Genomic DNA, 19,787 nt, shown 5'->3' on the forward strand with positions numbered 1-19,787 from the left:
GGGATTTGATATGAGCCTTTATGGAACGATGCGCACCGGTGTATCCGGCATGAACGCCCAGGCGAACCGCCTTGGTACGGTCGGCGACAACATCGCCAATTCGAGCACGATCGGATACAAGAAGGCATCCACCCAATTTTCATCGATGATTCTGCCCTCTTCGAACGGCAGCTACAATTCCGGCGGCGTCGATACGGTCGTCCGCTACTCCATCAACGACCAGGGCTCGTTCAGCTACACCACCTCCAGCACCGATCTCGCGATCAACGGCGAAGGCTTCTTCATCGTCGAGGGGGCGGATGGCGCCGACTACCTGACGCGCGCCGGCAATTTCGAGGTGCAGGACGATGGCACGCTGAAGAACGCCGCCGGCTACAAGCTGATGGGCTACCCCTATTCCTCGACCGAGGATCCGACCATCGTCATCAACGGCTTCCAGGGGCTCAGCGAGATCAATGTCTCGGCCGGCGGCCTGCAGGCAACACCGTCGAAGCAGGGCAGCCTGTCCGGTAACCTGCCGACCAACGAAGCGGTGGGCTACACCAAGTCGTCATCGGTCGTCGCCTACGACTCGCAGGGCAATTCGCGCCTGCTCAACCTCACCTACACCAAGACCGCAGACAATACCTGGACCCTCGACGTCCAGTACAACGGCGTCTCGGTGACCGGCCAGGCGGTGACGGCTTCGACCACCTCGGCCGTCAGCGGCAACCTCAACAACACCGCTGCGACCGGCACCACCTACACCACGAAGTCGATTGCCTATGGCAGCGACGGCGCGGCCCATACGCTGAGCTACAACTATACCAAGACGGCGGCAGGCTGGAACCTCGACGTGCTCGACGGCACCACATCGGTCGGCACCTCCGCGCTGACCTTCGACGGCGCCGGCAACCTGACCAGTTCCTCCTCGCTCACCACGACCGCGAACGGCACGCTCGGCGCCCTGACGGTCGACCTTTCGGGGCTCAAGGAAGGCAGCAGCGTCACATCCGTCTCGGGTTCCACGAACGGCAACGGGTCGGGTTACGAACTCAGCTTCGGCGGCAGCGGCAAGCTGACCTCGCCGACCAGCATCACCACCACGGCGCAGTCGATCGGGGGAGCAACCCTCAACGGCCTCACGATCGATCTCACCGGGCTTTCTCAGCTGGGCTCTGCCTATTCGGCGGAAGGCGATATCGACGGCAAGGGCGCCAGCGCTGTCGACAAGGTCGAGATCAGCAAGGATGGCATCGTCTCGATCCTCTACAAGAACGGCCAGTCCATCCCGAGCTACCGCATCGCCATGGCGAATGTGCAGAGCCCGAACAACCTCACGCCGCTCGCGGGCAATGTCTACACGCAGAGCAACGATTCCGGGGTCATCGTCATGGGCTATGCCGGCACCAGCGGCTACGGCCAGATCCTGTCCGGCGCGCTGGAGAACTCCAACGTCGATATCGGCGAGGAGCTCACCTCGATGATCGAGGCGCAACGCAATTACACGGCAAACTCGAAGGTTTTCCAGACCGGTTCCGAACTCCTTGAAACGCTGGTCAACCTCAAGAGGTAACCGTCGTCCGTTCCGTAAAGGCTTAGTACAATGTCGCTTTCCACAGCACTGTCCACGGCTCAGTCGATCTTCAATAACACCGGCTCCCAGACGGCGGTGACATCGACGAACATTTCGAACGTGCAGAACCCGGATTACATCCGGCGGACTGCCGTTCTGGTCACCGCGGGGAACGGCGCACTCGTTGCCAGCACGGAGCGGGCGCAGAATGCCACGCTGTTCCGTCAGACCATCACCAGCACTTCGCAGGCGAGCGGTCAGGAAACGCTCCTGTCGGGCCTCAAGGAACTGCGCAGCCTGCTCGGCAACAACGACTATGACAGCTCGCCGAGCGCGCGGCTCTCCAAGCTCGTCAGCAATCTCGATGCCTATGCGGCCAAGCCGAATGAGGGGACGCTGGCCTCCACGGTGGTCTCGTCCGCCCAGGATGTCGCGGATACGCTGAACAATGCCTCCGCAGAAGTGCAGGGCGTGCGCGCTCGCGCCGACGCACAGATCAAGACGCAGGTCGACAAGCTCAATACCCTGCTGTCGAAGTTCGAAAGCGCCAACAACGAGGTGATGCGCGCCACCATCTCCGGCTCGGACGGCAACAATGCCCTCGATACCCGCGACGGCCTGCTGAAGCAGATCTCCGATATCGTCGGCATCTCTACCGTCACCCGTGCCAACAATGATGTGGCCATCTATACCTCCGACGGCACCACGCTGTTCGAGACGATCCCGCGCACGGTGTCCTTCAGTGCCACAGCCACCTATACGGCGACCGTCACCGGCAATTCGATCTATGTCGATGGCGTGGCCATGCAGGCCGGCACGGGCGCAGATACCGATGCGCAGGGCTCCCTGCAGGCGCTTCTGCAGATCCGCGACGACGTGGCCCCCAAGTTCCAGGCGCAACTGGATGAGATCGCGCGCGGCGTGATCGTTTCCTTCGCCGAAACGGGCCCGGGTGGCACTCTGCCCGCCAAGGCCGGTCTGTTCACCAACGGCGTTGATGACAGCGTGGCGACATCGGCCACCATCGTGCCGGGTCTTGCTGCCTCGATCTCGGTCAACGCAGCAGCCAAGGCCAAGCCGCAGACCGTGCGCGACGGGGGCATGAACGGGGCGGCATACCTGGTCAACACCACGGCAGCCACCGGCTTCTCGACCCTTCTCGACGGCTATTCCCAGGCGCTGCAGACCAAGCAGAGCTTCGATCCGGCAACAGGCATTGAGGGAAGCTTCGACGTCATCTCGTTTGCCTCGGATTCGGCCGGCTGGCTGGAAAACCTGCGCAGCACGGCAACTGCTGCGGATGAAACCAAGTCGGCCGCCAAGTCGCGCGCCGTCGAGGCGCATTCCAGCGAGAGCGGCGTCAGCCTCGACGAGGAACTCTCCCTGCTGCTCGACATCGAGCAATCCTACAAGGCCGCGACGAAACTGGTCAGCACCATCGATGAAATGATGAAGGCGCTGCTGGATATGGCGAGGTAAGATCATGAAGACATCGTTCACATCCACCGTCTCCGTCCAGACCAGCCTGCGCCAGGCCATGGCCAAGGCCCAGAGTGATCTGGTCAAGGCCAATACGGAAGTCACCACCGGTGTGCATGCCGACATGGGCGTCGCACTTGGCGGCGCCACCTCGCGCAACATTGACCTGACCCGTGACGTCCAGCGCATCGAGGCTCAGCAGACCACCAATTCCGTGGCCAAGCAGCGTCTCGATTCCTCCGAAGAATCGCTGAAGCGTCTCGGGGATCTCAGCCAGAAGGTGCTCGATTCGCTCGCGGCGCTGACCAGCAGCACCTCGACGCTCGGCGATGCGCGGGCCACGATCTCCAACGCGCTCGATGCCTTCACCGACATCGCCAACACATCCGTGACCGGCGAATACCTGTTCTCCGGCACCAATACCGATGTGAAGCCTCTGGCCTCCTTTTCCGCCAGTGGCTCGCCGTTCAAGGCAGCGGTTGATGCGGAGCTGAACAATTATCTGTCCACCAACGGCATCGCGGCCGCCAAGGACATGACGCCGACCCAGATGCAGACATTCCTCGATGACCTGCAGTCGAAGTTCAACGGCACCACGCCGCTGACCGACCCGCCGCATACGGGGCTGGGCGGTCAGGACTTCTGGTCGACCTTCGTCTCCGACGCCTCGTCGACCAACATGACGACGCGGATCAGCGCGACGGAAGTGGTGGCGACATCGACCACCGCGAACACGCCGGGCTTCCGCAACTTCGTCTTTGCCTCGGTGGTGGGCAGCCAGTTCCTCAGCGACGACATGCCGGAAAACGTCCGCACCGTCATCAGCAATTCGGCCACCTCGGCCATCGGCAAGGCGATCTCCGGCATCAATGACCAGCGCTCGGACATCGGCCTGTCGTCGCAGCGCGTCAAGGAAGCCGACGATTCGCTGGCGGCGCAGAAGACGATCATCGAGACGCATCTCAACGATCTCCAGGGTGTGGATGCCTACGAGGCCTCCACCCGCGTGACGTCGCTGCAGGCGCTGCTCGAAGCGGCCTACACCCTCACATCCCGAATTCAGAAGCTGAGCCTCGTAAACTTCCTTTGATGGCAAAGGGAAGTTCGTGAAAATGAAGGATACATGAATGTACCAGTTTTCATATGCCGAGATCATGGAGGACAACGTCGCTGACGCCAAGTCCCGTGAGCGGCAGGCCCTCGATCGATCGATAGAGCTGCTGAAGGCGGCACGCGACGCACCGGACTATTCGCGCGCTGCCATCGAAGCTCTTTTTTATACCCGGCGCGTTTGGATCAGGTTCATCGAGGACCTGCGCCAGCCGGAAAACGAACTGAATGTCGAACTTCGCGCCAACCTGATCTCCATCGCCCTGTGGATTCTCAAGGAGTGCGAAAAGATAAGGCGGCGCCAGTCCGACAACTTCCAGGGCCTCATCGACGTGACAACCATCATCAGGGATGGACTTAAATGAAAAGCACTCTGCGCATCTCGCTGAAATCGGGCGAAAGAATCTTCATCAACGGGGCCGTTTTGCGCGTGGATCGCAAGGTCGCGCTCGAATTCCTCAACGACGTGACCTTCCTGCTCGAAAACCATGTCCTGCAGCTGGAAGACGCCACGACGCCGCTGCGCCAGCTCTACTTCATCGCCCAGATGATGCTGATCAACCCGGAAGGCAAGGAGCAGTCGCTCTCCATGTTCCGCAAGTCGATCACCATGCTGCTCTCCTGCTTCCAGAACGAGGAAGTCCTGGCGGAACTGAAGCGCATTGACGCCATGGTGGTGAGCGGCCGCGCCTTCGACGCACTGAAGGCCATCCGCGGCCTCTATGCCATCGAGGACCGCATCCTCAACAGCCATGAGATGACGCCGGCGACCGTGGAACAGATTCGCCGGGAGATCGCTCCATGGCGGTAGAATCGGTCACGTCCAGCACGGCGGCCTCCAATCCCTGGGCGGGGGCTGCGGCCTCCACCAGCGATGCCAGCAAGGCAAGCCTGAACTACAACAGCTTCCTGAAGCTGCTCATCGCCCAGATGAAGAACCAGGATCCGACCTCGCCGATGGACGCGTCCCAGCAGATTTCCCAGCTGGCCTCCTTCTCGCAGGTGGAGCAGACGATCCAGACCAACACCCACCTGAAGAGCATGCTTCAGGCCGAGGCTCTCACGCGCGCCGGCGACCTCGTAGGCAAGTACATCATGAGCGCCGACGACAAGGTGATGGGCAAGGTCAAGGAAGTCCAGGTCTATTCGGACGGCGTGATGGCCGTGACCGAAGGTGGCGACAAGGTCCTGCTGCAGGCCGGCGTTGTCGTGTCGGACCAGGCGATCCAGGCGGGAACGTCATCCACGGAAACCCAAACCAGCGGCTCCTGACCGGGAGCCGCCTCGACGCCGGAACCGGATCCCGGTAGAACGGGATCCATCGAATCGCTGCCATGACGGCAGCCACGGAGTGGCTCTCATGAATGAAGCCGATGCACTCGAAATCATGCAGGCGGCCATGCGCACGGTCCTGATCGCATCAGGCCCCGCGATCCTTGCCGCCATGGTGGTGGGCGTCGGCGTTGCCTTCCTGCAGGCGCTGACCCAGGTGCAGGAAATGACGCTGACCTTCGTGCCCAAGATCGTCGCCATCCTGCTCGCGGTCGGTTTGACGGCGCCGTTCATCGGCAGCCAGATCAACCTTTTCTCCCAGCTCGTCTTCTCGCGCATCCAGTCCGGCTTCTGAGGCCGGGGCCGCGCCTGCCTCGCGCAAGCTTCACCGTCTAGGCTTCAGATGAACCGGCGTGACATGCGTTGCGCCGCCATCTCATGAAGAGACGGATTCCATGGCGCAACCACCTGCACTCTCCATTCCCAAGGTCAGTCCCAACGGCCGGGACATTGGCTTCGCACTTGGCATCATCGCCATTCTCTGCATCCTCTTCCTGCCGATCCCGACCTTTCTGATCGACATGGGACTGGCCTTTTCCATCGCCTTTTCCGTGCTGATCCTGATGGTGGCGCTGTGGATCCAGAGGCCGCTGGACTTCTCGTCCTTCCCGACCATCCTGCTGATTTCCACGATGATCCGCCTGTCGCTCAACATCGCGACGACGCGCACCATCCTGACGCATGGCCACGAGGGGCATGATGCGGCAGGCGGCGTGATCGCGGGCTTTGCCTCGCTGGTGATGTCCGGCGACTTCATGATCGGGGTGATCGTCTTCATGATCCTCGTGACGGTGAACTTCATCGTCATCACCAAGGGTGCAACACGTATCGCCGAAGTCGGCGCCCGCTTCACCCTCGATGCCATTCCCGGCAAGCAGATGTCGATCGACGCGGATCTTTCCGCCGGCATTATCGACGAAAAGGAGGCGCAGCGCCGCCGCCGGGAACTGGAAGAGGAGAGCATGTTCTTCGGCGCCATGGACGGTGCCTCGAAATTCGTGCGCGGCGATGCGGTCGCGGGCCTCATCATCACCGCCATCAACATCTTCGGCGGCATCGTCATCGGCTATTTCCGCCATGGCATGCCGATCGGCGAGGCGGCCGACGTGTTCGTCAAGCTGTCGGTCGGCGATGGCATCGTCTCCCAGGTGCCGGCCCTCATCGTTTCGCTGGCAGCCGGCCTCCTCGTGTCGCGCGGCGGCACGCCCGGCACGGCCGACAAGGCGGTGCTCGACCAGCTGGGCGGTTATCCGCGTGCGCTTTCTCTGGCTGCTGCCCTGATGGGCATTCTGGCGCTCGTCCCGGGCCTGCCCTTCGTTCCCTTCGTGGCCCTCGGCGGCATCATGGCCTTTGGCGCCTGGATCGTGCCGCGCCGTCTGGAGGCGGAAAACAAGCTGCGCCGCGAGACGGAGGAGAAGAAGGTCAGCCAGACGAAGGAGGCCGACAAGGATTCGGTCAAGTCGATGCTGCGTACCTCCGAGATCGAGCTGGCGCTTGGCAAGCAGGTCTCCACCCGCCTTCTCGGCGCGCACCAGGAACTGGCCTTCCGGGTTGGCAAGATGCGCAAGAAATTCGCCAGCCAGTACGGCTTCGTCGTTCCCGAGATCAAGGTCACCGACGACATCTCCATTCCGGAAAAGTCCTACCAGATCCGCATTCACGGCACGACGATCGCCTCCAACACGCTCAGGGTCGGCGATGTGCTGGTGGTGACCGGGTCCGGCCGCAAGCCGTCGATCCCCGGCGACGAGATCCGCGAACCGGCCTTCGGCATGCCGGCGGTCTCGATCCTCGAGGCCTTTGCCGACGATCTGAAGCGTGAGGGTTTCCACCCCATCGACAATGTGTCGGTGGTGCTGACGCATCTCTCCGAAGTGATCCGCAACAACCTTCCGCAGCTTCTCTCCTACAAGGATGTGAAGATCCTGATCGACCGGCTGGATCCGGAATACAAGAAACTGGCCGACGAGATCTGCTCCTCGCACATGTCCTATTCCGGGCTGCAGGCGGTGCTGAAGCTGCTGCTGGCCGAAAGGGTCTCGATCCGCAACCTTCATCTCATCCTGGAAGCCGTGGCCGAGCTTGCGCCGCATGTGCGCAAGACCGAGCAGATCGTCGAACATGTGCGCGTGCGCATGGCCCAGCAGCTGTGCGGCGATCTGGCCGACAATGGCGTGCTCCGGGTTCTGCGCCTTGGCAGCAAGTGGGATCTCCTTTTCCATCAGGCGCTGAAGCGCGATCCCAAGGGCGAGGTCGTCGAATTCGACATCGATCCGCGCGCGCTCGAGGAATTCAGCGAGCAGGCAAGCCGCGTGATCCGCGAATTCATGGATCGCGGTCTGCCATTCGTCCTCGTGACCTCGCCTGAGACGCGCTCCTATGTCAGAATGATCATCGAACGCCTGTTTGCAACGCTTCCCGTTCTCTCGCATGTGGAACTGGCAAAGGGGCTCGACATCAAGATTCTGGGCTCGATTTCATGATTACAGACCCGCAGGGGACGATGCTGGCGCTCTTCCTGGCCTTTTGCCGCATGGGGGGCTGCATCATGACCCTGCCGGGTTTTTCAAGCGCCAGGCTTTCGCCCAATGTACGGCTGTTCCTGGCGGTCGCGGTGTCGATGGCGATCCTTCCGATGATCTGGGACAGCGTCTACCCGGCGGCATCATCGCCCGGCGCCACCTATGTCGGGCTGATCTTTTCCGAAACCATGATCGGCATCGTCTACGGCATGATCGCCCGCATCTACGTGCTCGGCCTGCAGTTTGCCGGTGCGATCCTCACCATGGCGATCGGTTTCACGGCGCCGGGCGGTCACGACATTCTGGAAGACACATCGGAAACCTCCGTCACCAGCCTGATCGTGTTCTGCGGCCTGATGCTGCTGTTCATCATGGACTTCCACCACATCGTCTTCCGGGCGCTTCTCGATTCCTACGGGGCGACCCCGGTCGGCGCGATCATCGAACCGCAGAAGATGCTGATCACGCTCACCGATACGCTGCGCGCCTCCACCTCCATCATGCTCCGGCTGGCAAGCCCCTTCCTGATTTTCGGCCTGCTGTTCAACGTGGCGATCGGCCTGGTCAACAAGCTCGCGCCGCAGATCCCGGTCTATTTCATTTCCACCCCCTATCTCGTCACCGGCGGCATCTTCATGCTCTACCTCGCCATTGCCGCGCTCATGCGGCAGTTCGCGCAAGGGTTCGCGCCGGTCTTCAACTCCTTCTGAGGCGATCATGGCAGACAGCGGTCAGGTCCGGTCCCGCAAGCTGAAACGGCTCGTTGCCGTGCAGCGCCATCTGGAAAAAATGGCCGAAAGCGAGCTTTCCGCGGTGACCCGGCAGCGCGCCGAAGTGGGCGAGCAGATGGATCTGGTCATCGAGGCCATCGGCTCCATGACGCCGCTGCACATGCAGTTCTCCCGCCACCATTCGGAACGTTTCGGCCGGCTGATGATCCGCGACAGTCAGCTTGGCGGCGTGCAGCAGGTGCTGGAAGCGCAGGTGCTGCGTGAGCGCACCAAGGGCGACCGGCTGGAGGAGCACATGAAGGAAGCCCGCAGCCTGGAAGACCGCGAACAGGATGATTCGACCCTTTACGACCTGCTGGACCTGACGATGGCCGGCGCAAAACGCGAAAATTCCGAGCCTTTGTAAGTTTTAGCCGGCGCTTACGCCGTCCTTCGTCGCCACGCCAGCCTAAAGCAAGCTTCATCCCGCATAGTCTCGCCACTCAGACGAAAGGAAGTTCTAGTGGCGATCTCTCCTCCCAGCGATCTCGTGATGGATGTCCTGCGGGCTGCAGACCCGACCGAGGTGCAGGCAGCCCAGGCAAAGCTCAAGGCAAACCGCGCGGCCTTTGCCGCCACCAGTCTCGCATCGGCCGACAAGGGGTTTGCGGTAACCGTCGACCGGATCGACCAGACCGGCACCCGGGCCAGCCTGCACCGCGCCGAGGGTGCGGACAAGGCCGCCAAGATGCCCGAGGAATACCGCAAGTTCGAAGCCTCGGTGCTGCAGACCTTTGTCAACTCGATCCTGCCCAGCGACAGCGAGCAGGTCTATGGCAAGGGATCTGCCGGCGAATTCTGGAAGAGCATGATGTCGGAGCAGATTGCCAACCAGATCAGCAAGAGTGGCGGTGTCGGCATTGCAGAGCAGGTCTATTCGCAGTCCCTGCAGAAGCTGCGCAACGAAGGCGAACTCAACGCCCGCACCGATGAGACGGAGCGCAGCCGCACTCTGTCCATGATCAACGATTTTGAACGAAAAGCCCTCAACCTGGCACCGGCAGATCGGAGCGAGGCATGACAACGCAGCACGGCGGGACCGAACATATGGAAGTTATCTCGAATGATTATCGCATCAAGACAGTCCTTGGCCGGCTGGAGATGATCATCGACAATGAAAATGAGCGGATCGGCAAGGATCCGCAATTCGACCTGAAGGTCTCCAACGCGCACAAGAGCCGGTGCCTCTACGAGCTGACCATGCTGTTCCGCAGCACCAGCCCGGAGGAATTCGCCGTCAACCACATCGAGCAGATGCATGCACTGAAGGGCAAGCTCGCACTCAATGCCCGCCGTGTGGAAGCCCATCTCAATGCCGTGCGCACCGTGGCCGATCTTCTGAAGAATGCCGTGCGCGATGCCGATGGCGATGGCACCTACACCCAAGAACAGTTCTACTATAGCGAATCCTGATGGTTAAGCTGCTCCTTACCGGTTTGTGGGTCTGTGCCGTGTCGCTAGGCGCGGTGTTTTTCTCCGTGAAGATGGCGGCGCCGCCCCCGCCGGTGGATCAGTCGCAGCTGCTGAAGGACAAGAGCGATCTCGTCAAGGGCGAGGTCATCAACGTGCCCGTCCTCGCCAATGGCGCCGTGCAGGGCTATTTCATCACCCGCATTTCCTTCCTGATGGACAAGGAAAAGGTGAAGGGCCTGCACCTGCCGATGACCGAACTGATGACCGACGAACTGTTCACGCTGCTCGTCGGGGATCGCATGGTAGACCTCACCAACGTGAAGTCCTTCGATCTCGAAGGCTTCAAGAAGCGGGTGAAGGAGAACCTCAACAAGAAGTTCGGCGACGACTATGTCATCGAGCCCCTGGTGGAGCAGATCGACTACCTGTCCAAGGATGATATCCGCGCCAACAGCGACCGCCCGCAGGGCAAGCAGGTGATGCCGACCAAGATCGTCGAAGGCGTCAAGGTCGACGCCGCCCCCGCCAAAAGCGGGCACTGACATCAACCGGATGCCGTTGCCGTTCGCCACGCCCGCCCTCCGGCGGGCGTTGTCGTTAACGCACCCGCAAACACGTCACTCGGATTCGATCCTCCGGTTTAAGCCGGGTTTCACGCAGGACTGCTAGGGAGAACAGATCAGCTTTTCCGCAGTTTCGAGCGTCCGATGCAGCACGATCGCGCCATGCCAGCCCCCCATCGCCTGCCCGACAGGGCCGGAGGTCCTTTGCCGGCTGTGCGTCCGCAGATGGCCGCTTCGGTTTCACCGGTCCTCGCGATGCGTCAGGACGGGCGAAGGGCCTTCGGGCTCTCTTTTCCGACGCTGGGCTGGGCTGACAGTCTTGCCATGCTGGAGGCAGCTGCAGAGTTGCGGGTGGGGTGCCGCGCGGTCACTTTCCTCACTTTGTCCGGCCTCCTTCGGGCCTTGATCAATCCGCTCTATCGCGCGCGGCTTGGCGGACACGTTCTTCTGCCGGCAGACCGCGCCGTGACGGTCCTTCTTCGTCTGGTGCGGCCGCGCGCTGCCATCGCGTCCCTTGCCCCGGACCGCTTCGTGCCGTCGCTGTTGACCTTCATGGACCATCGGCGCCGTATTCTGCTGATCGGCGCGGACAGGAGCCGCCTGGAGGCGGCGCGCCGGCGGCTCAAGGCGCATGCCCCCTGGCATGACATTTCGACGCTTGCCATGACGGGTCCGTTTCCCGGGCGGGCCGCGTCGCCGCTCGATGCGGCCCTCGAAGCAACGGCTGCCGATATGGTGATTGCCGATGCGCGTGACGAGGCCGAGGAACGGCGGCTTGAGGATTTCCTCGCCTTCCGCCATGACGGACTTCTGCTGCTGGCAAGCGAGATCTTCGGTGCTGCGGGCAAGAACCGAGATTAACCGTTTGTTTGCCAAAAAAATTTAGAGTTTTCCCATGCGGAAGCCGACCTGTGGGGAGCCAGCGTGCTGGTCCCGAGTGGTTTCTTCCGGGAAATGGCGATCCGGCCGTCGCATGAGGCGTCGCCGATCGACGTGCGGACCTTTCCGACCGGGTCCGATCCTTCCCTCCAGCGCCATGATCGGCGACATCCGGTTTGCGACCGTGCGGTTCTTTCGTCGCCTTGCCCCTGCCGGGCAGGCGGCTGCGGCCGTCATGGTTCCCGTCAGGCCGGCTTCCGCCGCGAACACGGGACAGGCGCACCGCTTCTGCCGCCTCGGGAATGGACTGGCTCATGCACGTTTCGACGCATCTGCAACGCTCTGCCCCAGAGCCGCGCCCGCCTGTTGCGCATTTCGTCGCGAAAGGTCGCCGTCTTGCCCCTGCCTTGCTGCTCTTCGCTGGGATCGGCGGAGCGTTGATGCCGCTGGTCCTGCCGGTCGATCTGACGCGCCGGTACGAGGCAGCGGCTCTGCTGCAGGTGGAGACGCTTGCCCCGGGCGGATTGCCGGCCGATACGCTTGTTCCGGCGCTGCGCCGCCTGCTTGCCGATGGTCGCGTGCTGGACGAGATCCGCCAAGCCGCAGATGAGGCGCGGCCTTCCCACGAGCGCACGGCCTCGGCCGGTGTCTCCGCGAGTGATCTTCTTTCGGGTTTCTTCACGCGACAGCCCGGCCTTGCCGAGCGGCTAGGCGTGACACCGGACTTGCCGGGGCAGATGCTGGTGCGCGCCGATGCCCGCGAGGCGCTGGAGGCTGCACGGCTGGCCAATGCCGCCGCAGCCGTGCTGGCCCGCCATCTCGGACAGCCTGCCACGGGCGAGGCGGATCAGCGCGTGGCGGCTGCGCGCCGGGTGGTGCAGGCCGCCGAAGCGGCTCTTGCCGCAGAAGCCGTAGCGGCCGAGGATCGCCAGCGCTGGCAGGCGGAGGCCGCCCGAAAGGCTGATATCGAGGCAAGGCTGGCGCGTGGCCGCGCGGCACTCGCGGAGGCGCATCTGGCACTCGAGGCCGTGCGCGGGCTGACGCTTGCGGGAGTGCTGGAGACCTCGCCGCCCGCGGCCGCAGGGCTGGACCAGATTGAACCGCTGCGCCGCCAGTTCCTGGATACCCGCCTGCTGGCAGAGCGGCTTGCCGCCGATCTCGGTCCCCGCCACCCGAAGCTGATTGCGGCGCGTCAGGCGGTCGATGAGGCGAGAGCTGCGATCGGCAAGGCGCTGGAGAATGAACGCAGCCGCCGGCAACAGGAGACTGCCCGCCTCGAAGACGATCTGCGTCGTCTCGGCGAGGAACAGGCCCGTATCGCCGCCCGTCCCGTGTCGGCGGCCGAGCAGCGCCATCGGGAACGGGAGGCGGCCCTGGCCACGGCCCGCGAGGCCCTTTCCGCCGCAGAATCTGCCGCGCGTCGGGCAGAGCCGGCGCCTCAGGTCGTTGCCAGCCTTGCCATGCCAGCCCGGGCAGTGGAGGCGACAGCCACCGGCCTGCCGCTCTGGCTCGCCTCGCTGATGGGTAGTCTTGCCGCGCTTTGCCTTGCCGCCGCAGCCCTTCCGGGACGCAGGCCGCAGGAGCAGAATGCCGCAGACCTCGTGTCATCGACCGCGTCGACCGTGCCGCAGAATGAGCCCGCCATGGCGACTTCCATAGCCGCTTCCTCGCCGTTTCCGGAAGCTTTCGCCGGGCTGCCCAGACAGCCTGCCGTCGTCGCGTCGGCTTCCCCCAACGAAACCGCGGACGCGTATGCGCCGCTTCGTTTCACCAGTCTGCTGCCGGTGACGGAGAACGATCTGGCGTCTTTCGCCGACCAAGGCCAGAGCTTGCCGGCGACCGCGCGTGCCGTGGATGAAAGTGCTGCCGCCATGCTGGAGGAACTGTTGCTCTCGCAACGCCAGCCGGCCGGTGCCCATCCGTTGCCATCCTTGCTCGCCGGGATCCTCGACGGTGAGGGCGACGCGGTGCCGCGCCATCGGCCGATGGCCGCCAATGACGACCTGTTGCAGCTTCGCCGCGATCTTGCGCGCCTCCGGGCAGAGGTGACTGCGCTCTCCCAAGCGCTGGCCGAACCGGGGGACGAAGACCGCCACCGCCGTCGGCGCTGACGGATCATGGCTGGAACCGTCTCTCCTCCCTTTCACGCTGCTTCCCTGTCACGCAGGTCTTGCATTGGGGCCTTCAAGGCCCTAGGGCGTTGGCAGGCGGCCTGTTTGCGCTGACATCGGTCATGGCGACGACGGGTCTCAAGGGTTTCCGACCATCCCCAGGAGGCATGCGCGTGGCCAGCATCATCGACGGAAAGCAGACGGCGGCAAAGGTAACGGAGGCCGTGGCGGAGGCCTCGGCGGTTCTGGAGCGTGAAGCGGGCGTCAAGCCCGGTCTCGCCGTCGTCATCGTCGGCAACGATCCGGCAAGCCATGCCTATGTGAACGCCAAGAGCCGCATGGCCAAGCAGTGCGGCTTCACCTCCATCCAGCACTCCCTGCCGGAAGAGACGACGCAGGCGGAGCTGGAAGCGCTGGTGGCCTCCCTCAACGACGATCCGGCCATCCACGGCATTCTCGTTCAGCTGCCGCTGCCCCGGCATCTCGATTCCGAACCGGTGATCCAATCGATCCGCCCGGACAAGGATGTGGATGGTCTTCACGTCGTCAATGCCGGCAAGCTTGCCAGCGGCGATCTCTCGAGCGGCCTCATCTCCTGCACGCCGGCCGGTTCGATGATCCTGGTGCGCAGCATCCATGGCGCCGATCTCTCCGGCCTCAATGCGGTCGTCATCGGCCGCTCCAACCTGTTTGGCAAGCCGATGGGCCTGCTGCTGCTCGCTGCCAATGCCACCGTCACCATGGCCCATTCGCGCACCAAGGATCTGGCGGCGATCTGCCGGCAGGCCGATATTCTCGTGGCCGCCGTCGGCCGTCCCTTCATGGTCAAGAAGGATTGGGTGAAGCCCGGCGCCACGATCATCGATGTCGGCATCAACCGCATCGATGCGCCGGAAAAGGGCGAGGGCAAGAGCCGCCTCGTCGGCGATGTGGATTTCGAGGCCTGCGCCGAGATGGCCGGTGCCATCACGCCGGTGCCGGGCGGCGTCGGGCCGATGACGATCGCCATGCTGATGGCCAACACCGTGATTGCCGCCTATCGTTCGGCAGGCCGCCCCGTTCCGACCTTCTGAGGCCGGTCGAGCCTCAGTCCGGCGCAGGGCCGGTCGACGCGCGCACCGTGAGATCCGCCGTCCAGAGTTCCCTTCTCGGCAGATCCGCCTCCGGATCCGTCACGGCACTGATCAGCCGTTCGGCCACCCGCCGCCCTGCCTCGCGCAGGGAGGAGCTGGTGGTGGTCAGCGGCGTCGAAAAATGCTCCGGCTTCAGCAGCATCAGGTCGTCGTCATGGGCGATCAGCGAGATGTCGGTGCCGAGTTGCAGCCCCGCCTCGCGAATGGCGCGCACGGCGCCGAGCGCCAGCACGGTACTCGCACAGAGCACGGCGGTTGGCGGCTCGGGATGCTGCAGCAGCTGCGCCATGTGGCGATAGCCGTTGGCATCCGTCATCAGCGTGCTGCTGACGAAGTCCCCCCGCAGCGACAGACCGCGTCCGGCCAGGGCCTGTTCCAGCCCCATGCGTCGGCGGGCGGCGAAATCGAGGTCGGCCATGCCGTTGATCAGCGCAAAGCGGGTGTGGCCGAGATCGATCAGGTAGCGGGCCGCCTGGCGAAAGGCGCCCTCATTGTCGACGTCGAGATAGGGATAGTCTTCCGCCACGCCGAGAGAGCGTCCATGCACGATGAAGGGCAGCGCCAGCGACTTTGCCATCTTCAGCCGCGGATCGCGGGCGCGCATATAGGCAAGATAGTAGGCGTCCACGCTGCCGCTGTTGACGAGTTCGCGGATCGCCTGCTCCTCCTCGTGCGGATGGGCGGGCATGATCACGAAATGGAATTCGTGGCGCAGGCATTCGTCGGCAAGCCCGCTCTGGAATTCGGCAAAATGAATGTCGGCAGACTGCCCCTCGGACATGGGCATCACCAGACCAAGCGAGCCGGCCTTTCCGGTGGCCAGCCTGCGTGCGGCGCGGTTCGGGCGATAGCCCGTCTCCTGCGCGGCCTTCAGCACGCGCTGGCGCGTTTCCTCGTTGACCTCCGGATAACCGTTCAGGGCGCGGCTGATCGTCGTCTGGGACAGTCCCAGCAGCGCCGACAATTGCTTGAGATTCACCGTGCCAGTTCCTCCACGTGCCGAACGGCGGCTTGTCCTGTCCGGCACTCAAAGCGCTTCGATACCGCATCGGCGCAAAAATGTCGCGAAAATTGAGACGTGGACACAGCTGACCCGCGCCCTAATTCATGTCAAGCTTGAATACGTGAGGGGCCATTCGAAAAGAGACTTGACTCCAGTGCCTGTGGCATGGCTTCTTCGCCTCAAAGCGCTTTGAATGCTTTCGATGCGATCTGGGTAGGAAGATTTACATCTCTGAAGGGGAGGTTTTGCATGAAACATCTTTTGCTTTCTGGCGTTGCTGCCATTTGCCTTGGCGTTACTGGCGTCAATGCTGCAGATCTGAAGTTTGCGCCCGGTCAGGACGCCAAGTTCAACTGGAAAAGCTACGAGGATTTCAAGAAGGCGCATGGTGACATCAAGGGCCAGACGCTGACGATTTTCGGCCCCTGGCGCGGCGATGACGAGAAGCTGTTCCGCAGCGTTCTCGCCTATTTCAACGATGCGACCGGCGCCAACGTCCAGTATTCGTCCTCGGAAAACTACGAGCAGCAGATCGTCATCGATACGCAGGCGGGTTCGCCCCCGAACATCGCCATCCTGCCGCAGCCCGGCCTGTTGCAGGACCTCGCCTCCAAGGGCTTCCTGGTGCCGTTGAAGGCCGGAACGGGTGACTGGGTGAAGGCCAATTACGGCGCAGGCGATTCCTGGCTCGGTCTCGGCACCTACAAGGGCAAGGATGGCAAGGATGCCTTCTTCGCCTTTCCCTACAAGGCCGACCTGAAGTCGCTCGTCTGGTATGTGCCGGAAAACTTCGAGGAAGCAGGTTACAAGGTTCCCAAGACGATGGAGGAGCTGATCGCCCTCTCCGACAAGATCGTCAAGGATGGCGGCACGCCCTGGTGCATCGGTCTCGGTTCCGGTGGTGCGACGGGCTGGCCGGCCACCGACTGGGTGGAAGACCTGATGCTGCGCATGAACACGCCGCAGACCTATGACGGCTGGGTCAATAACACGGTGAAGTTCAACGATCCCAAGGTCGTCAGCGTCATCGATGAATTCGGCAAGTTCGCCAAGAACGAGAAATACGTCTCCGGCGGCGTGGCAGCCGTTGCCTCGACAGACTTCCGCGACAGTCCGAAGGGCCTCTTCGGCATTCCGCCGAAGTGCTACCTGCACCATCAGGCCTCGTTCATCCCGACCTTCTTCCCGGAAGGCACGAAGCTCGGCACGGATGCGGATTTCTTCTACATGCCGACCTATGCCTCCAAACCGGAACTCGGCACGCCGGTTCTGGGTGCGGGTACGCTGGTGGCGATTACCAAGGATTCCCCGGCGGCACAGGCCTTCATCGACTTCCTGAAGACGCCGATCGCGCATGAGGTCTGGATGGCGCAGTCCGGGTTCCTCACGCCGTACAAGGGCGTGAAGACCGAAGCCTATGCCAATGACGCACTGAAGAAGCAGGGCGAGATCCTGACGACGGCGACCACCTTCCGCTTCGACGGTTCCGACCTGATGCCGGGCAAGATCGGTGCCGGCGCCTTCTGGACGGGCATGGTCGATTTCGTCGGCGGCAAGTCTGCCAAGCAGGTCGGCGACGAGATCCAGAAGGCCTGGGACGGCCTGAAGTAAACGGGACACATGACCGTGCGCCGTCGGCAAAACCGGCGGCGCATCGCTTCTGCCGTGACACGACACCGGCATGACAAGCCGGAAGACAAAGGTCCGGACCGGACCATGAGGAGGGGACATGGTATCGCAGATCGTCTCGGCCGTCGGCGTGATGATCGTCGGCGTTTTCGTCTGCGCTCTCTATTACTGGCTATCGGACAAGGTGCTCAATCTGGCGCTGCCGGTGCGCGATGGCGATGTCACCCAGGCATCGCGCAATCTCAACCGCCGCGCCGTCATCCGGCCCTGGCTGTTTCTCGGACCGGCGCTGCTGCTGCTCGGCATCTACCTGGTCTATCCGGTGATTGCGACCTTCATCCTGTCCTTTCATGACCGCAGCGGCGAGACCTTCGTCGGGCTTGCCAATTACCGCTGGGCCTTCTTCGATGCCGGCTTCCGGCAGTCGATCTTCAACAACATTCTCTGGCTTGCGGTTGTACCTGCCGCCTGCACCTTCTTCGGCCTCGTGATCGCCGTGCTGACCGACCGCATCTGGTGGGGCAATATCGCGAAAAGCATCGTCTTCATGCCGATGGCGATCTCGTTTGTCGGCGCCTCCGTGATCTGGAAGTTCATCTACGAGTATCGCGGCGCAAGCGACAGCCAGATCGGCCTCCTCAACGCCCTCGTCACTGCGCTCGGCGGCGATCCGCAGGTGTGGATCTCCATGCCGTTCTGGAACAACTTCTTCCTGATGGTCATCCTGATCTGGATCCAGACCGGCTTTGCCATGGTCATCCTGTCTGCCGCATTGCGCGGCATCCCGGAGGAAACCATCGAGGCGGCGGTCATCGATGGCGCCAATGGCTGGCAGATCTTCTGGAAGATCATGGTGCCGCAGATCTGGGGCACCATCGCGGTGGTGTGGACCACCATCACCATCCTCGTTCTCAAGGTCTTCGACATCGTGCTGACCATGACCAACGGCCAGTGGGACACCATGGTGCTGGCCAACCTGATGTTCGACTGGATGTTCCGTGGCGGCGGCGACAGCGGCCGAAGCGCGGTCATCGCGCTCGTCATCATGGCGGCCGTGACGCCGATCATGATCTGGAACATCCGTCAGGCCAACCGCGACGCCGGAGGACATTGAGATGGCAAGCCTTTCCCTTCGCCTCAAGCGCGTCGGCCTGCCGCGCCTGATCGTTCACCTGTCGGTGCTCGTCATCGTCATCCTGTGGCTGATCCCGACGCTCGGCATCCTCGTCACCTCCATCCGCGACAAGGGCCAGATCACCACGTCGGGCTGGTGGACGGCGTTCAGCAGTTCCACCCAGACCAGCGCCGGCCGTCTCGGCGATCCCTCAAGCGCCCGGCAGGAGGGCGCGAATTACGTGATCACCGGCTCGGTCTTCGAAAAGGGCCAGGGCGGCACCGTCAGCGCCTTCGGCGTGCGCGTGCAGGAGCCGGCGGCCTTCCCCGTAGACAAGCCCGCCGATCTTGGCGAGGGCGAGACGCTGACGGTCAAGCCGGACGGCTCCTATGTCTATAGCAAGAACGCTCCCTTCGAGGGTTCGCGCGGCAAGCGCATCTATCTGACCGTTTCCACGCCGCCTCAGTTCAGCCTGCAGAACTACGAGACGGTGCTGAAGGGGGAGGGCATCGGCCAGGCCTTCATCAATTCGCTGACGGTGACGATCCCGGCGACCATCATTCCGATCCTGATCGCCGCCTTTGCCGCCTATGCACTGTCGTGGATGAGCTTTCCGGGGCGGGCGCTGATCATCGCCATGGTCGTCGGTCTCATCGTCGTGCCGCTGCAGATGTCGCTCATTCCGCTTCTGAGGCTCTACAACGAGGTGGGCAATTTCCTCGGCACCTCGTCCAAGACCTATGCCGGGATCTGGCTTGCGCATACCGCTTTCGGCATGCCGCTCGCCATCTATCTCCTGCGCAACTACATTGCCGGACTTCCGAAGGAAATCATCGAAAGTGCGCGCGTCGACGGCGCGTCCGATTTCGAGATCTTCCTGAAGATCGTCCTGCCGCTGTCTTTCCCGGCCTTGGCCTCCTTTGCCATCTTCCAGTTCCTCTGGGTCTGGAACGATCTTCTGGTGGCCATCGTCTTCCTCGGCACCGGCCGCGATCAGCTTGTGCTGACGGGGGCGCTCAATGCGCTGCTCGGCTCGCGCGGCGGCAATTGGGAAATCCTGACGGCCTCCGCCTTTGTCACGATCCTCGTGCCGCTGGCGGTGTTCTTCGGGCTGCAACGCTATCTGGTGCGCGGTCTCCTTGCCGGTTCGGTCAAGGGCGGCTGAGCATTTTTC

The 19,787-nt window shown here is 62.9% G+C and carries 20 protein-coding genes; 19 read left to right on the forward strand and 1 reads right to left on the reverse strand.

The window, feature by feature from the left end; genetic code table 11:
• Positions 1–10 precede the first annotated feature (10 nt).
• The 16 genes from FNA46_RS00980 (at position 11) to folD (ending at position 14,807) form a co-directional block, all read left to right on the forward strand.
• Positions 11–1,555, forward strand: a complete 1,545-nt coding sequence (locus tag FNA46_RS00980; RefSeq protein ID WP_142880465.1) for a flagellar hook protein FlgE — start codon at positions 11–13, stop codon at positions 1,553–1,555.
• Positions 1,556–1,585: 30 nt separating this feature from the next.
• On the forward strand, positions 1,586–3,034 hold the full coding sequence (gene flgK, locus FNA46_RS00985) for a flagellar hook-associated protein FlgK (RefSeq protein WP_142880466.1): 1,449 nt from the start codon (positions 1,586–1,588) through the stop codon (positions 3,032–3,034).
• Between the two features lie 4 nt (positions 3,035–3,038).
• The gene (locus FNA46_RS00990) at positions 3,039–4,124 is read left to right on the forward strand and encodes a flagellar hook-associated family protein (RefSeq protein WP_142880467.1); all 1,086 of its coding nucleotides are present in this window, start codon (positions 3,039–3,041) and stop codon (positions 4,122–4,124) included.
• 37 nt (positions 4,125–4,161) lie between these two features.
• Complete coding sequence (gene flaF / locus FNA46_RS00995; protein WP_142880468.1) at positions 4,162–4,509, forward strand: flagellar biosynthesis regulator FlaF; 348 nt, start codon at positions 4,162–4,164, stop codon at positions 4,507–4,509.
• Entirely contained in the window at positions 4,506–4,955 is a 450-nt protein-coding gene (gene flbT / locus FNA46_RS01000) for a flagellar biosynthesis repressor FlbT (RefSeq protein ID WP_142880469.1), read from the forward strand. The genes flaF and flbT overlap by 4 nt, the downstream gene beginning before the upstream one ends.
• Entirely contained in the window at positions 4,946–5,416 is a 471-nt protein-coding gene (flgD, locus tag FNA46_RS01005; RefSeq protein ID WP_142880470.1) for a flagellar hook assembly protein FlgD, read from the forward strand. The genes flbT and flgD overlap by 10 nt, the downstream gene beginning before the upstream one ends.
• 88 nt (positions 5,417–5,504) lie before the next feature.
• Positions 5,505–5,771: a flagellar biosynthesis protein FliQ gene (gene fliQ, locus FNA46_RS01010; RefSeq protein WP_142880471.1), complete on the forward strand. Its 267-nt coding sequence runs from the start codon at positions 5,505–5,507 to the stop codon at positions 5,769–5,771.
• A gap of 100 nt (positions 5,772–5,871) precedes the next feature.
• A complete protein-coding gene (flhA, locus tag FNA46_RS01015) occupies positions 5,872–7,959 on the forward strand; it encodes a flagellar biosynthesis protein FlhA (RefSeq protein ID WP_142880472.1) in 2,088 nt (695 codons plus the stop codon).
• Positions 7,956–8,708 (forward strand): flagellar biosynthetic protein FliR, encoded by a 753-nt coding sequence (gene fliR, locus FNA46_RS01020; protein WP_142880473.1) that lies wholly within the window; start codon positions 7,956–7,958, stop codon positions 8,706–8,708. The genes flhA and fliR overlap by 4 nt, the downstream gene beginning before the upstream one ends.
• 7 nt (positions 8,709–8,715) lie before the next feature.
• Positions 8,716–9,135 carry a hypothetical protein gene (locus tag FNA46_RS01025; RefSeq protein WP_142880474.1) on the forward strand — a complete coding sequence of 140 codons (420 nt, stop codon included), beginning with the start codon at positions 8,716–8,718 and terminating at the stop codon, positions 9,133–9,135.
• 96 nt (positions 9,136–9,231) lie between these two features.
• Complete coding sequence (locus FNA46_RS01030) at positions 9,232–9,789, forward strand: rod-binding protein (protein ID WP_142880475.1); 558 nt, start codon at positions 9,232–9,234, stop codon at positions 9,787–9,789.
• 26 nt (positions 9,790–9,815) lie between these two features.
• Positions 9,816–10,181 (forward strand): hypothetical protein, encoded by a 366-nt coding sequence (locus FNA46_RS01035; protein WP_142880500.1) that lies wholly within the window; start codon positions 9,816–9,818, stop codon positions 10,179–10,181.
• Positions 10,181–10,723 carry a hypothetical protein gene (locus FNA46_RS01040; protein ID WP_142880476.1) on the forward strand — a complete coding sequence of 181 codons (543 nt, stop codon included), beginning with the start codon at positions 10,181–10,183 and terminating at the stop codon, positions 10,721–10,723. The genes FNA46_RS01035 and FNA46_RS01040 overlap by 1 nt, the downstream gene beginning before the upstream one ends.
• Before the next feature lie 225 nt (positions 10,724–10,948).
• Complete coding sequence (locus FNA46_RS01045) at positions 10,949–11,605, forward strand: hypothetical protein (RefSeq protein WP_142880477.1); 657 nt, start codon at positions 10,949–10,951, stop codon at positions 11,603–11,605.
• A 458-nt stretch (positions 11,606–12,063) separates the two neighbouring features.
• On the forward strand, positions 12,064–13,734 hold the full coding sequence (locus FNA46_RS01050) for a calponin homology domain-containing protein (protein WP_142880478.1): 1,671 nt from the start codon (positions 12,064–12,066) through the stop codon (positions 13,732–13,734).
• A 173-nt stretch (positions 13,735–13,907) separates the two neighbouring features.
• Positions 13,908–14,807 (forward strand): bifunctional methylenetetrahydrofolate dehydrogenase/methenyltetrahydrofolate cyclohydrolase FolD, encoded by a 900-nt coding sequence (gene folD, locus FNA46_RS01055; RefSeq protein WP_142880479.1) that lies wholly within the window; start codon positions 13,908–13,910, stop codon positions 14,805–14,807.
• A 13-nt stretch (positions 14,808–14,820) separates the two neighbouring features.
• On the opposite strand, the gene FNA46_RS01060 is transcribed toward folD, so the two are convergent.
• Positions 14,821–15,846, reverse strand: coding sequence for a LacI family DNA-binding transcriptional regulator (locus tag FNA46_RS01060; protein ID WP_142880480.1), 1,026 nt, complete (start codon positions 15,844–15,846; stop codon positions 14,821–14,823).
• 273 nt (positions 15,847–16,119) lie between these two features.
• On the opposite strand from FNA46_RS01060, the gene FNA46_RS01065 reads away from it, so the two are divergent.
• The 3 genes from FNA46_RS01065 (at position 16,120) to FNA46_RS01075 (ending at position 19,778) form a co-directional block, all read left to right on the forward strand.
• Positions 16,120–17,481 carry an ABC transporter substrate-binding protein gene (locus tag FNA46_RS01065; RefSeq protein WP_142880481.1) on the forward strand — a complete coding sequence of 454 codons (1,362 nt, stop codon included), beginning with the start codon at positions 16,120–16,122 and terminating at the stop codon, positions 17,479–17,481.
• Between the two features lie 118 nt (positions 17,482–17,599).
• The gene (locus FNA46_RS01070) at positions 17,600–18,613 is read left to right on the forward strand and encodes a carbohydrate ABC transporter permease (protein WP_142880482.1); all 1,014 of its coding nucleotides are present in this window, start codon (positions 17,600–17,602) and stop codon (positions 18,611–18,613) included.
• 1 nt (position 18,614) lies between these two features.
• Positions 18,615–19,778: a carbohydrate ABC transporter permease gene (locus FNA46_RS01075; protein WP_142880483.1), complete on the forward strand. Its 1,164-nt coding sequence runs from the start codon at positions 18,615–18,617 to the stop codon at positions 19,776–19,778.
• Positions 19,779–19,787: the final 9 nt, after the last annotated feature.

Origin of the sequence: Affinirhizobium straminoryzae (assembly GCF_007004135.1) — a bacterium.
GTDB classification, from domain to species: domain Bacteria; phylum Pseudomonadota; class Alphaproteobacteria; order Rhizobiales; family Rhizobiaceae; genus Neorhizobium; species Neorhizobium straminoryzae.